Origin of the sequence: Streptomyces sp. UG1 (genome assembly GCF_049974585.1) — a bacterium.
GTDB lineage: Bacteria > Actinomycetota > Actinomycetes > Streptomycetales > Streptomycetaceae > Streptomyces.
This window is the reverse complement of record NZ_JBNGGG010000007.1, coordinates 113,026-132,186: the sequence shown is the minus strand read 5'-3', so window position 1 is coordinate 132,186 and position 19,161 is coordinate 113,026. Positions and strand designations below refer to the sequence as shown.

Genomic DNA, 19,161 nt, shown 5'->3' with positions numbered 1-19,161 from the left:
CGACCTCACCCGTCTCTCCAGGACGAACCGCCACATGGCGGAGCGCCGGTTTCCCCCAACCAGCACCTCACATCAGGAAGCAGCCATGAGCACTCTTTCCTTCAAGGTCCTCGACCTCGACTTCCCCGCCGGCAGCAAGAACAAGACCGCCACCCTCGTCACCGGCGAGCACGAGGCGCTGCTGGTCGACGCCGCCTTCACCCGCGCCGACGGCCACCGCCTGGCCGCCGAGGTCCTCGACTCCGGCAAGAAGCTCACCACGGTGTTCGTCAGCCACGGCGACCCCGACTTCTACTTCGGCGCCGAGGTCATCGCCGACGCTTTCCCCGAGGCGCGGTTCGTCGCCACCCCGATCGTCATCGAGCACATCAACCACTCCTACGAGGGCAAGCTCAAGGCCTGGGAGGCCCTCGGCCCCAACCTGCCCACCCGCCTGGTCGACCTGGAGCCCCTCACCGGCGACCTCACCCTCGAAGGCCACCGCTTCGAGCTCAAGGGCGGCCCCGCCGGACTGTCCGACCGCCACTACCTGTGGCAGGCCGAGCACCGCGCCCTCCTCGGCGGCGTCCTGCTGTTCCAGAAGGAGCACGTGTGGGTCGCCGACACCCCCACCTCCGACGACCGCGCCGTCTGGATCGGCCTGCTCGACGAGATGGCCGCCCTGCGGCCGGAGCTGGTCGTTCCCGGCCATCGCCTCCCCGGCGCCCCCGCCGACGCCTCCGCCATCACCGCCACCCGCGACTACCTGGTCGCCTTCGAGGAGGAGCTGGGCAAGGCCGCCGACGGCGCCGCGCTCACCGAGGCCCTCGTCGCGCGCTACCCGGACAACGGCATGCTGATCGCCGCCCAGCTGGGGGCGAAGGTCGCCAAGGGCGAGATGAAGTGGGGCTGACCGGCATGACGCACGACAGCACCGATCTCGCCGCCTCCACCGCCCCCGCGGACGTCGTCCGCCGCCAGTACCTGGCCTCGGCGGCCGGTGACCTGGCGGCCCTGCGCGCCACCCTCGCCCCCGACGTGGAGTGGACCGAGATGGCAGGCTTCCCGCTCGCCGGCACCTACCGCACCCCCGAGGGCGTCACCTCCAACGTGATGGAGAAGCTCGGCCAGGACTGGGACGGCTGGACCGCCCACGACGACACCTACGTCGTCGACGGCGAGAACGTCGTCGTCCTCGCCCGCTACACCGCCGTCAACAAGGCCACCGGCAAGCCGATCGACGTGCGCGTCGCCCATCACTTCGTCGTCCGCGGCGGACTCATCGTCCGCTTCGAGCAGTTCGTCGACACCGCGCTCGTCCGCGACGCGATGAACGACTGACCATCGCAACGCCGGCCGTGAGGAAGACACTTATGAAACCGACCGTCGTGCTGGTGCATGGAGCGATGCACACCCCGTGGGTCTTCGGCCCCCTGAGCGATCGCCTTACCTCCCGGGGGGTCGACTCTCGGGCTGTGCAGCTGCCCAGCAGCCACCCCGACAGCGCTCTCACCCAAGGCCTCACGGAGGACGTGGCGGTGATTCGTGCCACTGTTGACTCCCTCCAGGGGCCTGTGGTGCACGTTCGCGCTGGAACCGGGCAGCTCGATGATGGAATGGATGGGCGGCGATTTCCCGCCCAACTGGATCCACTCGCCCGACGGGCTCGCCGTCAAGGCAGGTGACGTCGAGCAGGCCATCTTCAGCGGTGTCGATCGGCGCCGCCCCCGCCAACACACCACTCACCTACATCGTGGCAACACAGGAACCCTCCCTGCCGCCGGCCGTGCAGGAACAGTGGGCCGCCCGCGCCGCACACAGCGTGCAGGTGCCCTCGGGGCATTCCCCGCACCTGTCCCACCCCGACGATGTCGCGGCGATGCTCGCCGAGGCGGTCGCACGGGCCGCGGAACACGCCTGAACCGAGATCACCCCGCCCCCCCACACACACACACAGAATGCGAAATCCCGTGACCAGCTTGCCCAGCCGACGACGTCTTCTCGCCACCGGAGCGGGGGCTGCGCTCAGCCTCGGCACACTCGGCACCACCGCATCCCCCGCCTCGGCCGCTTCCACCAAGTCCGCGACCGGCAGCGGCTCCGAGGAGACCAGGACCCTCGACGAGCTGTACCAGGACGCCCTCGCCGAGGGCGGCAAACTCGTCCCTGTCGGCGGGGCGTCGTCGCCCCGCGTGCCGTGGTTGGACTCAGGGTCCTGACGGGTGTGGTTGCCTCGCAAGGCGGCTTCTGTCAGGCGGAAGTGTCTCTGTGAAAGAGCTGGTCAGGGCCTTGGCGTGCGTCTTGCTCATCACTTGCCGGTTCTCAAGCGGGCTCGTCCCGGCTGAGCCGCCCGCCTTCGACGTAGGCCTTGCCGAACGCTGGCTCACAGCGGCGGCGATGTGGGAGCAGAGGTCCTCGGGCTCGCGGACCTCGGACACGTCGGCGACGAAGACGCCGTCGTCGTACTGCCCGGTCCATTCGCGGGCGACCTCCGTGACCAGCCGAGTCTTGCCACGCCGACCAGCCCGATGAGTCCGACGAAACGGCTGGACTGCACCGCGTGGCGCAGCGGGACAGGGCGTGACCCGGCGGTGACGTCGATCAATTCAATGCCGGTCGCCGCATCCCCCGGCATCAGAGGAGCGGAGGTCGACCACAGCGGAGTGTGGCGCTGTGTCTTCTGCTCCTTGCCTTCGGCCCGCCCAGTGCTACGGCGAGGTGGGCAGGTGCGGGGAGCGGAGCACGAGCAGGGTGATCTCGCTGGGGGCGAAGACGCGGAATGGCGGGCCCCAGAAGCCGGTGCCGCGGCTGGTGTAGAGGAGGGTGCGGGCGCCGTGGTGGGTGAGGCCGGCGAGGGCGGGCTGGTCGAGGCGGACCAGGTGGTGGAAGGGCCAGATCTGGCCGCCGTGGGTGTGACCGGAGAGCTGGAGGTCGATGCCGGCGGCTGCCGCCCGGTCGATGAACTTGGGCTGGTGTGCCAGGAGCAGGACGGGTAGGTCGGGGTCGGCGCCGTTCAAGGCTCCGGCGAGGTGGGCGCGGTGGCCTGCCAGACCGGAGGACTCGGCGGTGACGTCGTCCACGCCGGCGACCACGAGGGTGTCGCCTCCGCGGTGGAGCAGCAGGTGACGGTTGCGCAGCGGCTCCCAGCCCAACTCGTCCATCAGGTCGACCCAGCCCTGGGCCTCGCTGTAGTACTCGTGGTTGCCGGTGACGTAGACACGGGCATGGGTGGCCCGCACGGTTCCGAGGGGGACGGCTTGGGCGCGGCGGCGTTCGGCCGTGCCGTCCGCGATGTCGCCGGTGTGGCAGACCAGGTCGGCTTCCAGGGTGTTCACCGTCTCGCACACCCGCGCCGACCAGCGGGCGCGGTCGAGCGGGCCGTAGTGGGTGTCGGTGATGAGGACGACGCGGAGGCCGTCCAACCCGGCCGCCAGCCGTGGAAGTCGCACGTCGAGTCGTCGCACCCGTGGCACGCGGCGGGCCTCGAGGTACCCCCAGGCGAGCAGCACGGCGGTTACGCCGAGGACGGCCCACGTGACGATGCGAGCCCGGTCCTGACTCCCGCCGACGCCGGCCACGGTCAGGGCGAGCCGCAAGAAGACGCCGAGCAGAACGGACCAGGTGAACAGAACCCAGCTGGTGCCCAGCAGGGTGTCACCGATGATCGCCGCCCGGTCCTGCTGGCGCCGGCCGTGGCCGCGCACCATCGCGAGCGGCATACCGGTCAGGCCGAGGACGAACAGCGCGGTGCCGACCAGCGTGACGGGCAGCGGCCAGTGCTGGCCGGTGTACAGGAGCACCCAGCAGGGCACGGTCCACAGCAGGACAGGAGCGATCAGCGGGATGTAGCGCATCAGGCGGTGCAGTCGGCTCCGCCGCGGAGCTTGCGCGTCACTGTCGGCGGGTCGGGTGTTGCTGGTGTCGGTCACGCTTGCCCTCCCGGACCACGCTGCTGTCTCGCGAAGGGTATCCGGTCGTCCTTGGGCCCGCGTACGCACTGCTGCGCGACTCCGGCACGTGAACTGACGGTCGGCGCGGGGCACTTGAGCGCTTCATGAGCGCTTCAAATGTGGTTGGAAGAACGCCTCGATGCGTCGCCACGCGTCCGCGGAGGCCTCCGGGTCAGGTCCGACCCCGGCGACACGCAGCCGCGGATGCACATGGACGACGCCCAGTCGGCCGAGGGCGGACTCGAGCTCGGCCGCCGCTCCCTTGAGCCCTCGATCGCGGCCCCCGTAGCTGGCGACGACGGGACAGGCGTCGGCCAGAACCTTGTCCATGCCCTTGGGGAACTGGCGGTAGTTGGCGGACGCCCATGCGGCGAACGCGGGCTGAGTGACGTAGAACGCGCCCTTGACGTGGACGGCGAGCAGAGCCTCGATCGACTCGGGTGTGAGCTCGGGGAAGGGGGCGTTGCGGATGTTGCCCGCGGCCTGGCCGCCCGCGTCGATGATCTCCTTGACTGCCTGGTCGGCCATGGTGGTGCCACCTCCGGTACCGGCGATGGTGCCGCCCAGATCGTTGACGACGACCTGGGCGCCGCCGAAGCCGTAAGCACCGTGTTGCACCGAGAGGCGCAGACGTGCCCTGTTCGATCCACCGCCGCACCTTGCCGGCCCCCACAGCAGTCGCCCTGGCCGTCGCCGCGGCGGCCCCCACCGCCCTGCAGGCGGACACTACTGGATTCTGAGAGCCACCCGCCCGCCCCCTTCAAAAGGTCGGCCGGGCGTCGTCGCCCCGCGTGCCGTGATGGGAATCAGGGTCCTGACGGCGGCGGTTGCCGCGCCGCCGACGAGCCCGGATTGCGGGTGGAATCCTGCGAGGATTGTGCGGTCGCCGAGTCCATGAGCGGTCCAGGCCGGGGTGGGGCGTGGAGGTGTCCCACCCCGGCCTGGGCTCATCGGATGTACTTCGCCGGCTTGGTGGCGGCGTTGAGCAGGTACTCCAGGGGGCCGCGGCGGAAGAAGCGGGACCAGATCGCCGCGAACACGATCGCCCCGAGGACGAACATGAGCAGCGGCACCCAGGACTGCTGGGTGCTGGTCCCGGCGGGCAGGGACAGCGCGGACTGGGCGAGGAAGTGGCCGACGTAGGCGGTCAGGGACATGGTGCCCACGGCGATGACCGGTTTGGCCAGGCGACGCAATCGCGGCAGGCGGTCCATCGCCACGGTCGCGCCCACGATGACGAGGATCGCGACTCCGACGCTGCCGATGATGTCGAAGGTGGTGCCGCTGTGCGGTCCGGCCGTCAGGAGCGTCGACGCCGGCATGTCGGGGAACGACCCGCTGTCGAGGGATGCCGACCCGCTGCCGGGGGGCATCGACCCGGAGCCGCCGGACGACGGCCCGTCCTCCGCGAGGCTGCGCAGCGCGCCCTTGCCGGCCAGCAGCAGGGACATACCGTACGCGGTCACCGTGAGGGCGGCACCGAGCGCGGCCAGGCGCCGCTGGACGGCGGGCGCGGACAGGTCGAGGCGGCCCAGGGCCATGCCCGCGATCACGAACGACATCCACGTGAGCGCCGGGTAGAAGCCGGTGAGCAGCAGATCGAGCACTCCCACCTCGCTGAGGCGGCGCAGGGGGTCGTAGGTGTTGATGCTCTGCTGGACCGACTCGGTCAGCAGTGAGTTGAGGGCGAAGGCCAGTTGGGGTGTGACGAGGGCGAACGCGGCCGCGATGATCGCGAGCGTCCTGGCGCGCAGTCGTACCAGGGGCAGGGCGAGGAGGAAGTAGACGCCGTAGAAGCCGAGGATGATCACTCCTCCGTACTCCATGGCCATCACGGTGCCCAGCGCCAGCAGGATCACGGCGCGGATCGCGATGCGGGCCCTCGCCTGCCGGCCGGCCAGGCCGGTCTTGGGTTCGCGGCGGCCGGCGAGCAGCATCAGGGAGAACCCGGCGAGGGTGGCGAACAGGACCGAGGAGTGACCGTCTGATATGTACCGGATCCAGCTGGCGACGCCGCTCGTGGCCGACAGCGGGGGGCCGATGTGCACGACGTACATGCCGAACACCGCCAGCGCGCGGGCCAGATCCACCCCGACGAGGCGTCCCATCGAGGGACCGGGCGAGGCCGGCGCGGCGGACTCGGGGGAGGTTCGGGGCTGCGGAGGCGGGTTCTGCTGTGGAGCCGGCGTCTCCTGCGGCGGCTGTGTCTGTGTCATACGGAGAACTTCGCGTGGACGTCAGGGGGCGGACCATCCGGCAGCCTTCGGTAACGCCCCCGCCGGTCGGCGGGTATCGCCCTGCCGACCGGCGGAGTCTCGTCCTGATCGGCCTCCGGCGCGACCGGACGGCGGTCTTCTTCAGCCACTCGGCGGGGGTGGACCCGACAGTTGCCGGATGGGCGCGGGGCGGACGGGCTTCCAGGCTGGAGGCATGACACACCGTGCGCGACACAACAAGGACCAGGACTTCCTCGGAACATCGGCCGACGTGCCGCGCCGTGACGCCGTCCCTGGCAGGGGCGAGTTTCTGGAATTCCTCGGTCTGACGCTGGCGGCGGGCGCCTTCGTCCTGTTCGTCGTCCGTCCCGAGGTCTCCGAGGCGTTGGCGCACACCCTCGCCACGAGCGCGGTCGGACTCGTTCGCTGAGCCGACACCTGCTCACGCCCTGGTGCGCGAGGACCGCTGATGCGGTGTCCGGCGGACCGCAGAAGAAAGGAATTTCGTGAACACCGCATCCACCCCGACGACGGATGAGACCCATGAGGCTTCCCTGTCCGCCCGAGAGACTGTCAGGGCCCTCTACGCGTATGTCCGGCCGCGCCGGTGGGCCGTCGCCCTCGGCCTGCTGTGCGCCCTGGCCGGGGCCGCGGAGGGCTGCTGCAGCCGCTGGCCACGAAGGCACTGGCGGACCGGCTCGCCTCCGGTGAGACCATCGCCGGGATCCTGATCGGGCTCACCGTGCTGGTGCTGCTGGGCACGGCCGTCGAGGCGTTCGGCGCGTATGTGCTGGAGCGGACGGCGGAGTCGGTGGTGCCGGCCGCGCGGCGCACCCTTGTGGGGCGGTTGCTGCGGCTGCGGGTCGCGGAGTGGGAGCGGATCCCGCCGGCTGACATGCGGCGATGCACGAGGTCGCACAGGCTGCCGCAGTTTGGAAGGGCACGCTCTTCCGCCGGTTCGGGGACCGCGACGGACTGCTGCTGGCTCTGGTGGAGGAGGTCGAGGCCGAATTCCATGAGGCGTACACCTTCGGTCCTCCTCCGTTGGGACCGGGAGCACCGGCGAAGGACCGTCTGACCGCGTTCGGCCGTGCGCTCATCGATCGCGTCGGCGACGACACGGATCTGGGCCGGCGCTGGGGCGCCAGATCTCCTTCGAACGCCGACAGACGTCGCACTACCGGCGGGCCTTCCATCGCCATGCGTCGTCGCTCGTGGGGGAGGTCGGAGAGGAGGCCGCCGAGGGGCTGGAGCAGGGCGAAGAAGGCCGGTGAGATCGTGCCCGCCAGCAAGGCGTCGGACTTCTCGATGCCGGCGTTGAGTTCGGCGTACGTCGGCAGGTATGACGTCCAGGTGTAGTACGCGACCGTGCCGCCCGCGGTGATGCCGCAGATCAGCAGGGACTGGCGAGGGTGGCGGCGCAGTGCCTCCAGCAGGCCGGGGCGTGGGGCCTGTCGCTGCTCGGCGCTTCTGGTCTCTGCCGCGCCCTGGCGGATCCAGAAGCCGACCAGGCTGAGGACGGCGCCGGGGACGAACGGCACCCGCCGGTCCAGCCGTTCATCCGCCCGTCGCTCAGCGTGTCCACCAGCAGCGTCGCGATACCCGAGGCGACCAACTGCCCGGCGGTCGTCGACACGTACTGGAAGCTGGAGAACAGCCCGCGCCGGCCCGGCCCCGCCCACTCCACCAGGAAGGTCGTCGACGCCGCGAACTCGCCGCCCACGGACAGGCCTTGAAGGAGGCGGGCCAGGACCAGGATCATCGGCGCGAGGATGCCTGCCGTCTCGTACGTCGGGGGCAGGCTAGCCCGCCCACCTCGAAGAACGCGAACGTCGACAGCAGCGGCACCAGGGAGTTGTCCGCGCTCTTGGGGAAGACCTCGGCCGCGATGTAGGTGGCGAGGAAGGTGTAGGCGTACCAGTCGTACCACTCCACGGCGTTGACGACTTCAGGCGGCGAGGAGCTGGCGTACGGGCCGTGAGGTCGGCGGGGAATCCGTGCGCGTCGTCTCTGTCATGATCGCGACCATCTCCTGCCTCGGGCCCGGCACACCTCGCGTACCGACGACTTTCACACGAGCGCCACCGGACCCTTCCCTGACGTTTGGTGCTCCTGGAACACTCCTTTCGCGCGCATTCAGTCACCAAACAATCACCAAGCAGTCGCCAACGGCCGGTCAAAACACCCTCCAGGGGAAGAGGTCCCTCACTCATGCCCGACGTCAACCGGCGCAGATTCCTTCAACTCGCGGGCGCGACAACGGCGTTCGCGACCCTGTCGAGCAGCATCCAGCGGGCCGCCGCACTCCCGGCGAACCACCGCACCGGGTCGATCGAGGACGTCGAGCACATCGTCGTCCTGATGCAGGAGAACCGTTCCTTCGATCACTACTTCGGCAAGCTGCGCGGGGTCCGCGGCTTCGGCGACCCGCGCCCGGTGAAGCTGGACAACGGCAAGTCGAACTGGCACCAGTCGAACGGCAGCAGGGACATCCTGCCGTTCCACCCGGACGCCGACGACCTCGGCATGCAGTTCCTGGAGGGCCTTCCGCACAGTTGGCCGGACGGCCAGGCCGCCTACAACGGCGGCAAGTACGACCGGTGGATCCCCGCCAAGGGCACCACGACCATGGCGTACCTGACCCGTGAGGACATCCCCTTCCACTACGCCCTCGCCGACGCCTTCACCATCTGCGACGCCTACCACTGCTCGTTCATCGGCGGCACCGATCCCAACCGCTACTACATGTGGTCGGGTTACACCGGCAACGACGGCACCGGCGGCGGCCCGGTCCTCGGCAACGACGAGCTGGGCTACGGCTGGACCACGTATCCCGAGCGCCTGGAGCAGGCCGGTATCTCCTGGAAGATCTACCAGGACATCGGCGACGGCCTCGACGCGGCCGGCTCCTGGGGCTGGATCGAGGACGCCTACCGCGGCAACTACGGCGACAACTCGCTGCTGTACTTCAACAAGTACCGGGGTGCCGAGCCCGGCGACCCCTGGTTCGACAAGGCCCGCACCGGCACCGACGTCAAGAACGGCGACGGCTACTTCGACCGGCTGCGCGCCGACGTCAAGGCCGGCAAGCTGCCGCAGATCTCCTGGATCGCCGCCCCCGAGGCCTTCACCGAGCACTCCAACTGGCCCTCGAACTACGGCGCCTGGTACATCGCCGAGGTTCTGGACGCCCTCACCTGCAACCCGGAGGTCTGGTCGAAGACGGCCCTGTTCATCACCTACGACGAGAACGACGGCTTCTTCGACCACGTGGTGCCGCCGCTGCCGCCGAAGGACGCCTCCCAGGGCAAGTCCACGGTCGACGTCTCCCTCGACCTCTACCCGGGCGACAGCAAGCAACCGGCCGGTCCCTACGGCCTCGGCCCGCGGGTGCCGATGCTGGTCGTCTCGCCGTGGAGCAAGGGCGGATACGTCTGCTCCGAGACCCTCGACCACACCTCGATCCTCCAGTTCATGGAGCGCCGCTTCGGCGTCGAGGAGACCAACATCTCTCCCTGGCGCCGCGCCATCTGCGGCGACCTGACCTCGGCCTTCGACTTCTCCCGCAAGGACAGCCGCCCGGCCGCGCTGCCGGGGACGGACGAGTACGAGCCGCCGGACCGCGAGCGGCACCCCGACTACCGGCCGACGCCGCCGGCCGACCCCGACATGCCCGGGCAGGAGCGCGGTCTGCGGCCCTCCCGGCCGCTCAAGTACGCCCCGTACGTGGACGGTTCCGTCGACTCGGCGGCCGGCAGGTTCACGCTCGCCTTCGCCTCCGGTGCCAAGGCCGGCGCCGCCTTCCACGTCACGTCCGGCAACCGGACCGACGGCCCCTGGATGTACACCACCGAGGCCGGCAAGTCCCTGGCGGACACGTGGAACAGCGCGTACTCGAACGGCTCGTACGACCTGACCGTGCACGGCCCGTCCGGCTTCGTGCGCTGGTTCAAGGGCTCGAACAAGGCGGCCGGCCCCGAGGTCACCGCCCGGCACAAGGGCGACGACATCGAGCTGACCTTCACCAACAGGGGAACGACGAGCGTCCGTCTCAAGGTCGCCGACGGGTACGGCGGACGTCCCACGACGGTGACCGTACGGCCCGGCGCCACCGTGCGCCGCACGGTCGACCTGGCGTCGAGCCGGCGCTGGTACGACCTGACCGTCACCTCCGAGGCCGACCCGGCGTTCCTGCGGCGGTTCGCCGGACGCGTGGAGACCGGACGGCCGGGTGTGAGCGACCCGGCGATCATCACCGACTAGGAGCTGTGGTCCGGGCGATCTGACGGATGCCGAGTGGGAACGGCTGCGGCCGTTCCCGCCGGTGTGCAAGGGACGTTGCGGCCGGTGGCGGGATCACCGGCAGGGCAGGGGCAGGGCAGGGGCAGGTCCAGGCCTCGGCCGACGCCGCGGGCGAGATCGACTGGGACATGTGGCAGAGCCTGCTCACCCGGCTGGTGGAGGTGGCCCGGCGCCCGCGTCCACTACGACGAGAGCTGTCTGCCCGATGTGCGGCCGGCTCCCACCCGATGTGTCGGCGGCCGCCATCTGCTCTGCGCCGAGAAGCAGCTCCAGCACACGGCGCACCGGCTGACGAGGTGAGCCAGGGTGCCTGATCCACGCCGTACCGCCCCCCTCCATCCGCGGCAAGCGCGGACGATCCCGTCAGCGCCTCGACGTCCTCTACGCCGACCGCGGTCACGACCACAACGTCCACCACCGCCAGGTCCGTGAGCCGGGCATCCGCACGCTCATCGCCCGGCGCGGCACCGGGCACGGAAGCGGCCTGGGCAAGAACCGCTGGGCCGTCGAAGCGGCCTTCGCACTTCTGCGCCGGTTCCGCCGACTGCGTATCCGCTGGGAAATCCGCGCCGACATCCACCGGGCCTTCCTCACCCTCGGCTGCGCAATCACGGTACTCGGCCCGCGCCGGGCGCTCGCGGTGAGCGCCGCCCTCTACCCTCGGCTGCGCCCTCGCCATCCGCATCCGGCTACCCAGGCTGGAGCTGGGAGAGTCCGGCGACACACCCGGCAGCGCTCGGGGCGATGGCGGGGCCGTCCGGGCAAGCCTGCACGGTGCCGGCCTGCTGCGCGGACACACGGTACGACGACTGATGCTGGCCCAGTGGCTACCGCCGGCGTTCGTGGCGGGCGCGGAAGGTCTGATCGTCGCCTACGCGGGAGGACGCCACTTCGCGCCCGGCTGGTGCGCGGTGCTGATGGGCTGTCTGCCGGTCGGCATGCTTGTCGGTGACCTGCTGGTGGGTCGACTGCTACGGCCACCCACCCGGGAGCGACTGGTAGTCCCGTTGATTGCGCTGAGGGACTGCCGCTCGTCGGCTTCGCCACCGAGCCCGGAGTGGGCGTCTCGTCCTGTCTGCTGCTGCGCGGCTTCGGATTGGCTTACGGTCTCGGCCTGCAACGGCCGTTCCTGGACGCCCTGCCGCACGATGGCCAGGGCCAGGCCTTCGGTCTGCTCGGCTCCGGCAGCATGACGCTGCAGGGCGTCGGGTCGGCCTGCTTCGGCTCGGTGGCCGCAGGCGTCGGAACGGGCGGCGCCATCGCCCTGGCAGGCGGCGCGGCGGTGCTTACCGCCGGCTGGATTCTCACCTGGCATCCGCCCACCTCCCCGGTCCGGCATGCGTGTAGGGTCCATGCCGCATGATCGATGAATTCGCGAAGGACAACCTGCACCGGAGACTGCGGCGGGACCGCGAGGCGCTGCTCTGGAAACTCGACGGCTTGTCCGAATACGACGCCCGCCGACCTTTGACGGCGACCGGGACCAACCTCCTCGGCCTGGTCAAACACGTGGCCACCGTCGAGGCCAGGTACTTCGGCGAGGTCTTCGACCGCCCTTCCCCGGAACCGCTGCCCCGGTGGCAGGACTACAACGGCGGCGATCTGTGGGCGACCGAGGACGAGACCCGCGATCAGATCATCGGGTTCTACCGGCGCACGTGGGAACACTCGGACGCGACGATCAACGAGCTTCCCCTCGACGCCCCCGGCCACGTGCCGTGGTGGCCGGAGCCTTGTCCCAACACGAACCTGTTCGCCGTCATGGTCCATGTCCTCGGCGAGTCCGTCCGGCATGCCGGGCACGCCGATATCCTGCGCGAGGGCCTTGACGGCCGGACCGGGGTGCGCGCCGAAAACGAGCAGCAGATCGACGAGGAAGCCCGTGCAGCCTACTGCGCGAAGATCGAGCAGGCCGCCAGGTCGGCCGCATCACTCAAGGCTTAGTCGGACCTATCAAGCAGCCTGATATGTCGGCGACTTGATCTTCTGGCCGCCGGAGCGGGAGCTTTCGGGTGACGAGGTAGTCGATCAGGTTCTGACGTACCGGCCGATCCCTTTGTGAGGTAGCGGCTCAACTTCGGAGCCGGATGAGCAGAGCCGCGGTGGCGAGTGGCCGCGGCCCGGGACTGCGGCGGTCCGGTCCGGGCGCCGACCGCGTGCTGATGAGAACCTGCCCTTGCCCTGCCCCTGCCGGTGATCCCGCCACCAGCCACAACGTCCATTGCCCGCCGGTGGGAACGGCCGCAACCGTTCCCACTCGGCATCCGTCGGATCGCCCCGCCTCACCCTCGCAACAGCGACCCGGGCACGGGGCAGTCACATGATCGCCCGGACAGCTCCTGGCCCCGAGTGGAGCGCTCCGGGTCGCGGCGCCGCTCAGAGCGCGGTGAGGTGCCCCGGCTCCGGCTGCCGGGGCACCAGCGCCGGTTCCTGGGCCGCCGACTCGGGTTCCAGGGCCAGGACGGCGGCGACGGGGTGCTCCTCGTCCGCCGCGAGGTCGGCCGGGGCGGCCGGGACCGGCCCCGGTGTGGCCCTGCTGAGCAGCACCACCCCCCACGACGCCAGTCCCGCCCCGGCCAGCGCCAGGAGGATGCCCGCCGGGCCGCCCTGCAGACGCTCGCCGAGCAGGACCAGGCCGATCGCCGCGGCCGCCATCGGGTTGGCCAGCGTCACCACCGCGAGCGGCGCGCCGAGCCCGGCCCGGTAGGCGGTCTGGGACAGCAGCAGCCCGCTCGCCGCGAGGGCCGCGACCAGCAGCGCCACCCCGATCACCTGGAGGCTGAGCAGCGGGGCGGAACCGTCCGTCGCGGCCACCGTCACCGTCTGCGTGAGCGCCGAGGCGGCACCGGAGGCGAAGCCGGACGCGGTCGCGTGCCGCAGCCCCGGCCGGGCGCCCGGCCGCGCCAGCATGCCGATCAGGGCCACCGTCACCGCCGCGACCGCCAGTGCCTCGGGCGTGCTCAGGACCCGCTCGGGTGCCGGCCCGGACGCCGTGACGAGGATCGCGGCCAGGCCGGTCAGCGTCAGCGCCGTACCGCGCCACTCGACCGCGCTGACCCGGCGCCCCGCGATACGCGCGCCCAGCGGCACCGCGGCCACCAGGGTGAGCGCCCCGAGCGGCTGCACCACGGTCAGCGGGCCGTACTTCAGGGCCACGACGTGCAGCAGCGCGCCGGAGCCGTTCAGCAGGACCGAACCCCACCAGGCGCCGGAGCCCAGCAGCCGCAGCAGGCCCGAGCCCGGGGCGCGGGCGGCCAGCCGCTCCTGGGCGACGGCCGCGGCGGCGTAGGCCACGGCGGAGACCAGGGACAGGACGACGGCGAGGACGGTGGCGTTCATCGGGCCGCTCCCACGAGTACGGATTCCTCGTCGACCGCTTCCTCGTCCAGGGCCGTCGGCACGAGCTTCCCGGCGCCGCGTCCGGTGGCCGTCGCCGTGCGCCGGGGCAGGCTGATCACCACCAGGGCGATGCCGAGCATGGCCGTCGCCACGATCGCGTCGAGCCAGTAGTGGTTGGCCGTGCCCACGATGACCAGCAGGGTCAGCAGCGGATGCAGCAGCCACAGCCGGCGCAGGCGGGAGCGAGTGGCCACGATCAGGCCGATCGCGACCATCAGGGCCCAGCCGAAGTGCAGCGACGGCATCGCCGCGAACTGGTTCGAGAGGTGGTCGGTCTGGGGCGGGCCGTAGACGGAGGGGCCGTACACCCGCCCGGTGTCGATCAGCCCGGTCGCGGCCGACATGCGCGGCGGGGCGAGCGGGAACGCCAGATGCACCACCAGGGCGGCCGCGGTGACGGCGGCGAGGACGCGGCGGGCCCAGACGTAGTGCGCGGGGCGCCGCAGATACAGCCAGATCAGGAAGGCCGCCGTGGCCGGGAAGTGGACGGTCGCGTAGTAGGTGTTCGCGAGGTGCACGAGCGTGTCGTTGTGCAGCAGCAGGTGCTGTACCGAGCCCTCGCCGGGCAGTCGGACGGCCCGTTCCAGATCCCACACGCGGTCCGCGTTGCGGAAGGCCTCGGCGGTGTGGCCCGTGGCCAGTTGGCGGCCGAACTTGTAGACGAGGAAGAGCCCTGCGACGAGCAGGAGCTCTCGAACGAGCGGAGGCCGCGCTATCGCGGTCTCCGCCTCGGAAGGCTCGGTGCGGCCATTCATCCCCCGGCCCTTTCGCTCACGTTGGTGATGCCGGCTGAGCTTGTCGAGGTGCTGACTCCTCGGGCTCGGCGAACTCATCGGTACGGCCACGTACCGAAACGCGGATGTACCGATACGCCACTGTACCGATACGTCAGCGTTCCGGTACAGTGGCGTTTCGATAGACGTACGACACACTGGAAAGCGCGCCTCCGCAGACGGCGGGGCGTCGCATTCGAGCGAGGAGGCGAGCCGATGACGTCGCAGGCCGCGGACGGACCGGAGACGGTCGCCGCCTCGCGCCGCTCCAAGATCACGCCCGAGCGTGAGCAGGAGTTCTTCGACGCCGTGCTCGAACAGGTCCGCGCGTGCGGCTACGACTCCGTCACCATGGAGGGCGTCGCCGCCAGCGCCCGGTGCAGCAAGGCCACGCTCTACCGGCAGTGGCGGACCAAGCCGCAGTTCGTGGCGGCCGCCCTGCGCGCCAGCCGGCAGACCCGCTTCGACGGCATCGACACCGGCTCGCTCGCCGGGGACCTGCGCGAGGCCGCCCGCGCCGCCGGGGCGTGGTCGTCCAAGGACACCCGGCTGCTGCAGGCGCTCGGGCATGCCCTGATGGAGGACCCGGAGTTGAAGCGGGCCCTGCACGAGGCGCTCATCGAGCCCGAGCTCGACGCGCTGCGGGAGATCCTCCGGCGCGGCGTCGAGCGCGGGGAGGTCGCCGCCGGCCATCCGGCGCTGGAGTACATCCCCGCCCAGATCTTCGGCGTGCTGCGGGCCCGTCCCATGCTGGAGGGCGAGGACGCCGACCCGGAGTACATCGTCCGGTTCGTGGAGGCCGCCGTGCTGCCGGCGCTCGGCCTCACCTGAGACTCAGGCCGCCGTCCACGGGATGACTGGACGGTGACCTGTTCCGCGCCGCACCGTGGGGACGGGGGCGGCGCGCACCCCCCGGCCGGGTGGGGTTCCCCTTGAGCGGAGGGGCGCCCCACCCGGCCGCATCGTTCCCGGGGTGCGTCAGATGTCGCGGCCGTTGCCGCCGCCGGTGGACACCTTGATGCCCTTGGCGATCTCGTCGAGGACCGACTGTCCCTCCGTGACGTCGACGCCGAGGCGGACCAGGACCATCTGCCGCTCGTTGACGGGGGAGGGGAAGGCGAGCGACTCGACGTAGCCGTCGGTTCCCTCGCTGGTGACCGCCTTCCAGCGCACCAGGTAGCCCTTCTGCCCGGCCACGGTCACCGCCGTGGAGGCCAGCACCTCGTGCGAGGTGATCTCGCCGTACCCCTTGCCGTACGACTCCTCGGCGTTCGCCTCGATGTCCGCCTTGGCGACCTCCTCGGCCGTGTCGTCCTTGGCGCCGTGCACCAGTGCGGGCGCCGAGTAGGCGCCGCCCTTCATGCACTCCTGGGAGGTGTCGGCGGGGCACTTGTACGTCTCGTCCGACGCCACCTGCGCGCCCACGGTGAGCTGCCGGCCGTACCAGCCGTCCGGGATGGGGATGCTGATCCCGTTCACCGGGTCGCTCACCGAGCCGCTGTCCACCTTCGGCGGCTCGGACCCCTCGGGCGCGGGCGACTGGCCGCCGGAACCGCCGTCGCCGCCGCCCGGACCGCCCTGGCCGCCCCCGTCACCGCCCTGGCCGCCGGATCCGCCCCGGCCGCCGGGGCCCTGCTGGGAGCCGACGTTGCTGGAGCCGTCGTCGGCGGTGAGCGCGAACACGCCCACGCCGATGCTCGCGAGGACGACCGCGGCCACGCCTATGGCTATGCCGGTGCGCAGGCCACGCCGCCCGCCCGACTGCACCTGGCCGGGATAGCCCGGGTGCACCGGATACACCGGAGGGGCCGAGGGGCCGCCGTCGGCCGGCGGCTGCTCCGGAGGGCCCGGTACGTCGGCCGACCCCACGGGCCGGACCTGGTCCGTCCATGCCTCGCCGTCCCACCAGCGCTCGGTGGGCGGACCGTCACTTTTGCGGCCGGGGTCGGGGTACCAGCCGGGAGGAGTCACCTGCGTCATGTACTCACCGTATGAGGTGTCGGTGAAAGCCGGATGAGAGGAACCCCCTCCGGGGCTTCCACAAGCCCTCATTCCAGGACGAGCCGCACCGGCCGCTCCCCGGCGGGCGGCGGAAGCCGCAACCCGTCCCGGCCCGGCGTGATCGAACCGAGCACGCGTGCCTCCCGGGCGCCCGTGGCCGTCGGCACGGTGCCCGGCAGCCCGTGCGCGGTCAGGAACCCCAGCACGGCGAAGGCGTACGCCTCCTTCGCGGCCGACGGCAGCCCCAACGCGTCGGAGGTGCGCAGCGCCACCCCGGGCAGCCGCTGCCCCAGCATCGCCATCAGCACGGGGTTGCGCGTCCCGCCGCCCGAGGCGATCACCTCGCTCGCGCCCAGCGCGCGCACCGCGTCGGCGACCGTGCGTGCCGTGAGCATGGTCAGCGTGGCCACCACGTCCTCGGCGGGCAGGGTGCCGACCCCGGCCAGCGCGTCCCGCAGATGGCCGAGGTGGAACAGCTCCTTGCCGGTCGTCTTCGGCGCGGGCAGCGCGTAGTACGGCTCCTCCAGCAACCTGTCCAACAGCGGCTCGTGGACGGTGCCGCGACCGGCCAGCGCCCCGTCGACGTCGTACGACAGCTCTCCGCCGCTGAACCCCCGCGCCGCGGCGTCGATCAGCGCGCAGCCCGGCCCGGTGTCGAAGGCGGTGCCGTCGGGCGCGGTGAGGTTGGCGATGCCGCCGAGGTTGAGGGCGACCGGCGTGCCCGGCCGGCCGCGCAGCCACAGCACGTCGACCAGGCTGACCAGGGGTGCGCCCTGCCCGCCGGCGGCGATGTCGCGCGGGCGGAAGTCGGCGACCACGGGCAGCCCGGTCGCCTCGGCGATCCAGGCGGGCTGCCCGAGCTGGAGCGTGCCGTGCACCTGGCCGTCCTCGGCCCAGTGGTGAACGGTCTGCCCGTGCGAGGCGATCAACTCCGCCCGCCCGCCGCACAGGTCACGGTCCGCCCGGACGGCCACCGCCGCGAAGGCCCGCCCGATCCGGGTGTCCAGCCGGCACACCTCCGCCATCGAGGTCGTCCCGGGCGGCAGCGCCGCCGTGAGCGCCTCCCGCAGCGCCTCGTCGTACGCCTCGCTCACCAGCCCCAGCGGCCTGAGCACGAGGCTGTCGCCGACGAGGCTCAGGTCGGCGGCGCCGGCGTCGATGGCGTCGTACGACGTGCCCGACATCAGACCGATCACCCGCATCCGATCACCTCGCCCTTCCTCCCGGACGCCTTGCCAGCGCGAGGACACTCACCGCGCACGTCGCCGCCGCGTAGTACGCGGGGATGTCCACGCTCCCCGTCCGCTCGATCGTCTCCGTGATGATGAGCCCGGCACAGCCCGAGAACACCGCATTCGACAAGGCGTAGGCGAGTCCCAGCCCCGTATAGCGCACGTTCGTCGGGAACAGCTCCGCGAGCATCGCCGGACCCGGCCCCGCCATCAGCCCCACCACGGCGCCCGCGCCCCACACGGCCGCACCTTTCACGGTGAGGGAAACGCCCGGATCCTGCAGAAGGTTGAGCAGCGGCACCGCGAGCACCACCACCGACACCGCCCCCGTCAGCATCACCGACCGCCGCCCGAACCGGTCGCTGAGCCACCCCGCCGACACGATCGTCATCGCGAACCCCAGATTGGCCGGCACGGTGGCGATCAGCGCCTGCTGGAAGGTCGCGTCCAGCGAGGACTGGAGATACGACGGCAGCACCACCAGGAACGTGTATCCGGCCGCCGCCCACCCCATGATCCGCCCGGCACCCAGCGCGATCGCCCCCGCCACCACACGCGCGGGCGGCCGCTCGGCCCGCGCCTCCTGACGGAACGCCGGCGTCTCGTCCAGCCGCAGCCGCAGCCGCAGCCGCAGCGCACCCAGCCCCAAGGGCAGCGTCAGCAGGAACGGCAACCGCCAGCCCCAGTCGCCCAGTTGCTCCTCGCTCAGCACGGTCGCCAGCAGCGCCGCCGCCCCCGCGCCGCCCAGCAGCCCCAGCGCCACGGTGAACGACTGCCAGGACCCGTAAAGCCCGCGTCGCCCGGCCGGCGCGAACTCGGTCATCACCGACACCGCGCCCCCGAACTCCCGGCCCGCCGACAGCCCTTGGAGCACCCGCAGCAACGTCAGCAGCCACGGCGCGAGCGCCCCGACCGTGGCGTACGTCGGCAGCGCGCCGATCAGTGTCGTCGCCCCGGTCATCAGCGTGATCACCAGGATCAGCACACGGGCGCTCACGCTCAGTGGTAGATTGCCAACACCCCGTCAGGGGCGTCGTGGCAGGGCCTGCCTGAGGGACGACATCCCACCAGCGGTCGAGCGTCCGTGAACCTCAACCCCACCGGGTTGGAATGCTCCCGTCTGGGCGGGAGGAGGAGGCCAATCGATGAGATTCCCTACAGAGCCCGCCAGCAGGGCCCTGCGAGACCGATCGGCCGGACCCTGCTGGCGGGCTCGGTGCCGTCCATGGCTAGCTGGCGGCCTGAACGTCGCTTCGACCACCGGTTCTTGACCGCCAGTCAATTCCTCTGAAGCAGGTCGCGACCCCTG

The 19,161-nt window shown here is 71.4% G+C and carries 15 protein-coding genes and 4 pseudogenes; 10 read left to right on the top strand and 9 right to left on the bottom strand.

The features are described 5' to 3' along the window. The first annotated feature begins 85 nt into the window (after window positions 1-85). From ACP4J3_RS10150 to ACP4J3_RS10135, 4 genes are all read left to right on the top strand, one after another. Window positions 86-892 (top strand): MBL fold metallo-hydrolase, encoded by an 807-nt coding sequence (locus ACP4J3_RS10150; protein ID WP_426532602.1) that lies wholly within the window; start codon window positions 86-88, stop codon window positions 890-892. A 5-nt stretch (window positions 893-897) separates the two neighbouring features. Beyond that, a complete protein-coding gene (locus tag ACP4J3_RS10145; protein ID WP_426532600.1) occupies window positions 898-1,320 on the top strand; it encodes a nuclear transport factor 2 family protein in 423 nt (140 codons plus the stop codon). 412 nt (window positions 1,321-1,732) lie between these two features. Next, a complete protein-coding gene (locus tag ACP4J3_RS10140; RefSeq protein WP_426532598.1) occupies window positions 1,733-1,900 on the top strand; it encodes a hypothetical protein in 168 nt (55 codons plus the stop codon). Between the two features lie 49 nt (window positions 1,901-1,949). Beyond that, window positions 1,950-2,198, top strand: coding sequence for a hypothetical protein (locus ACP4J3_RS10135; protein ID WP_426532596.1), 249 nt, complete (start codon window positions 1,950-1,952; stop codon window positions 2,196-2,198). 489 nt (window positions 2,199-2,687) lie between these two features. Here ACP4J3_RS10135 and ACP4J3_RS10130 read toward each other — a convergent pair whose 3' ends face one another. The 3 genes from ACP4J3_RS10130 to ACP4J3_RS10120 all read right to left on the bottom strand — a co-directional run bounded on the left by ACP4J3_RS10130 (window position 2,688) and on the right by ACP4J3_RS10120 (window position 6,145). Next, entirely contained in the window at window positions 2,688-3,908 is a 1,221-nt protein-coding gene (locus tag ACP4J3_RS10130; RefSeq protein ID WP_426532594.1) for a metallophosphoesterase, read from the bottom strand. 123 nt (window positions 3,909-4,031) lie between these two features. Next, window positions 4,032-4,547 (bottom strand): hypothetical protein, encoded by a 516-nt coding sequence (locus ACP4J3_RS10125; protein ID WP_426532592.1) that lies wholly within the window; start codon window positions 4,545-4,547, stop codon window positions 4,032-4,034. A gap of 329 nt (window positions 4,548-4,876) precedes the next feature. Beyond that, a complete protein-coding gene (locus ACP4J3_RS10120; protein WP_426532590.1) occupies window positions 4,877-6,145 on the bottom strand; it encodes a DUF418 domain-containing protein in 1,269 nt (422 codons plus the stop codon). A gap of 214 nt (window positions 6,146-6,359) precedes the next feature. Between ACP4J3_RS10120 and ACP4J3_RS10115 the strand changes: the two genes are divergently transcribed. Together ACP4J3_RS10115 and ACP4J3_RS10110 are read left to right on the top strand one after the other, a co-directional pair. Continuing rightward, window positions 6,360-6,575 carry a hypothetical protein gene (locus tag ACP4J3_RS10115; protein WP_426532588.1) on the top strand — a complete coding sequence of 72 codons (216 nt, stop codon included), beginning with the start codon at window positions 6,360-6,362 and terminating at the stop codon, window positions 6,573-6,575. Between the two features lie 76 nt (window positions 6,576-6,651). Continuing rightward, window positions 6,652-7,043: pseudogene (locus tag ACP4J3_RS10110) on the top strand (ABC transporter ATP-binding protein); the annotation flags it as partial. A 325-nt stretch (window positions 7,044-7,368) separates the two neighbouring features. Here ACP4J3_RS10110 and ACP4J3_RS10105 read toward each other — a convergent pair. After that, window positions 7,369-8,174 (bottom strand): annotated as a pseudogene (locus ACP4J3_RS10105) (MFS transporter); the annotation flags it as partial. A gap of 182 nt (window positions 8,175-8,356) precedes the next feature. Here ACP4J3_RS10105 and ACP4J3_RS10100 point away from each other — a divergent pair. From ACP4J3_RS10100 to ACP4J3_RS10090, 3 genes and pseudogenes are all read left to right on the top strand, one after another. After that, a complete protein-coding gene (locus ACP4J3_RS10100; RefSeq protein WP_426532586.1) occupies window positions 8,357-10,408 on the top strand; it encodes a phosphocholine-specific phospholipase C in 2,052 nt (683 codons plus the stop codon). A gap of 637 nt (window positions 10,409-11,045) precedes the next feature. Next, window positions 11,046-11,810 (top strand): annotated as a pseudogene (locus tag ACP4J3_RS10095) (MFS transporter); the annotation flags it as partial. Beyond that, entirely contained in the window at window positions 11,807-12,391 is a 585-nt protein-coding gene (locus ACP4J3_RS10090) for a DinB family protein (protein ID WP_426532584.1), read from the top strand. The pseudogene ACP4J3_RS10095 and the gene ACP4J3_RS10090, both read left to right, overlap by 4 nt. Window positions 12,392-12,823: 432 nt before the next feature. Here the strand turns inward: ACP4J3_RS10090 and ACP4J3_RS10085 are convergent, their stop codons facing one another. Beyond that, window positions 12,824-13,786: a hypothetical protein gene (locus tag ACP4J3_RS10085; protein ID WP_426532582.1), complete on the bottom strand. Its 963-nt coding sequence runs from the start codon at window positions 13,784-13,786 to the stop codon at window positions 12,824-12,826. Then, a complete protein-coding gene (locus ACP4J3_RS10080) occupies window positions 13,783-14,601 on the bottom strand; it encodes a phosphatase PAP2 family protein (RefSeq protein WP_426532580.1) in 819 nt (272 codons plus the stop codon). Before ACP4J3_RS10080 ends, ACP4J3_RS10085 begins: the two co-directional genes overlap by 4 nt. A gap of 234 nt (window positions 14,602-14,835) precedes the next feature. Between ACP4J3_RS10080 and ACP4J3_RS10075 the strand changes: the two genes are divergently transcribed. After that, window positions 14,836-15,450: a TetR/AcrR family transcriptional regulator C-terminal ligand-binding domain-containing protein gene (locus tag ACP4J3_RS10075; protein WP_426532578.1), complete on the top strand. Its 615-nt coding sequence runs from the start codon at window positions 14,836-14,838 to the stop codon at window positions 15,448-15,450. Window positions 15,451-15,597: 147 nt separating this feature from the next. Here the strand turns inward: ACP4J3_RS10075 and ACP4J3_RS10070 are convergent, their stop codons facing one another. The 3 genes and pseudogenes from ACP4J3_RS10070 to ACP4J3_RS10060 form a co-directional block, all read right to left on the bottom strand. Then, a complete protein-coding gene (locus tag ACP4J3_RS10070; RefSeq protein WP_426532576.1) occupies window positions 15,598-16,599 on the bottom strand; it encodes a DUF2510 domain-containing protein in 1,002 nt (333 codons plus the stop codon). Between the two features lie 68 nt (window positions 16,600-16,667). After that, window positions 16,668-17,822, bottom strand: coding sequence for an anhydro-N-acetylmuramic acid kinase (locus tag ACP4J3_RS10065; protein WP_426532574.1), 1,155 nt, complete (start codon window positions 17,820-17,822; stop codon window positions 16,668-16,670). A 4-nt stretch (window positions 17,823-17,826) separates the two neighbouring features. Further along, window positions 17,827-19,026 (bottom strand): annotated as a pseudogene (locus ACP4J3_RS10060) (MFS transporter). Window positions 19,027-19,161 lie beyond the last annotated feature (135 nt).

Coding starts and splice junctions, on each gene's coding strand:
- ACP4J3_RS10150 (WP_426532602.1), top strand. CDS start 86: ATGAGCACTCTTTCCTTCAAGGTCCTCGACCTCGACTTCCCCGCCGGC.
- ACP4J3_RS10090 (WP_426532584.1), top strand. CDS start 11,807: ATGATCGATGAATTCGCGAAGGACAACCTGCACCGGAGACTGCGGCGG.
- ACP4J3_RS10085 (WP_426532582.1), bottom strand. CDS start 13,786: ATGAACGCCACCGTCCTCGCCGTCGTCCTGTCCCTGGTCTCCGCCGTG.
- ACP4J3_RS10065 (WP_426532574.1), bottom strand. CDS start 17,822: ATGCGGGTGATCGGTCTGATGTCGGGCACGTCGTACGACGCCATCGAC.
- ACP4J3_RS10100 (WP_426532586.1), top strand. CDS start 8,357: ATGCCCGACGTCAACCGGCGCAGATTCCTTCAACTCGCGGGCGCGACA.
- ACP4J3_RS10145 (WP_426532600.1), top strand. CDS start 898: ATGACGCACGACAGCACCGATCTCGCCGCCTCCACCGCCCCCGCGGAC.
- ACP4J3_RS10075 (WP_426532578.1), top strand. CDS start 14,836: ATGACGTCGCAGGCCGCGGACGGACCGGAGACGGTCGCCGCCTCGCGC.
- ACP4J3_RS10080 (WP_426532580.1), bottom strand. CDS start 14,601: ATGAATGGCCGCACCGAGCCTTCCGAGGCGGAGACCGCGATAGCGCGG.
- ACP4J3_RS10070 (WP_426532576.1), bottom strand. CDS start 16,599: ATGACGCAGGTGACTCCTCCCGGCTGGTACCCCGACCCCGGCCGCAAA.
- ACP4J3_RS10115 (WP_426532588.1), top strand. CDS start 6,360: ATGACACACCGTGCGCGACACAACAAGGACCAGGACTTCCTCGGAACA.
- ACP4J3_RS10120 (WP_426532590.1), bottom strand. CDS start 6,145: ATGACACAGACACAGCCGCCGCAGGAGACGCCGGCTCCACAGCAGAAC.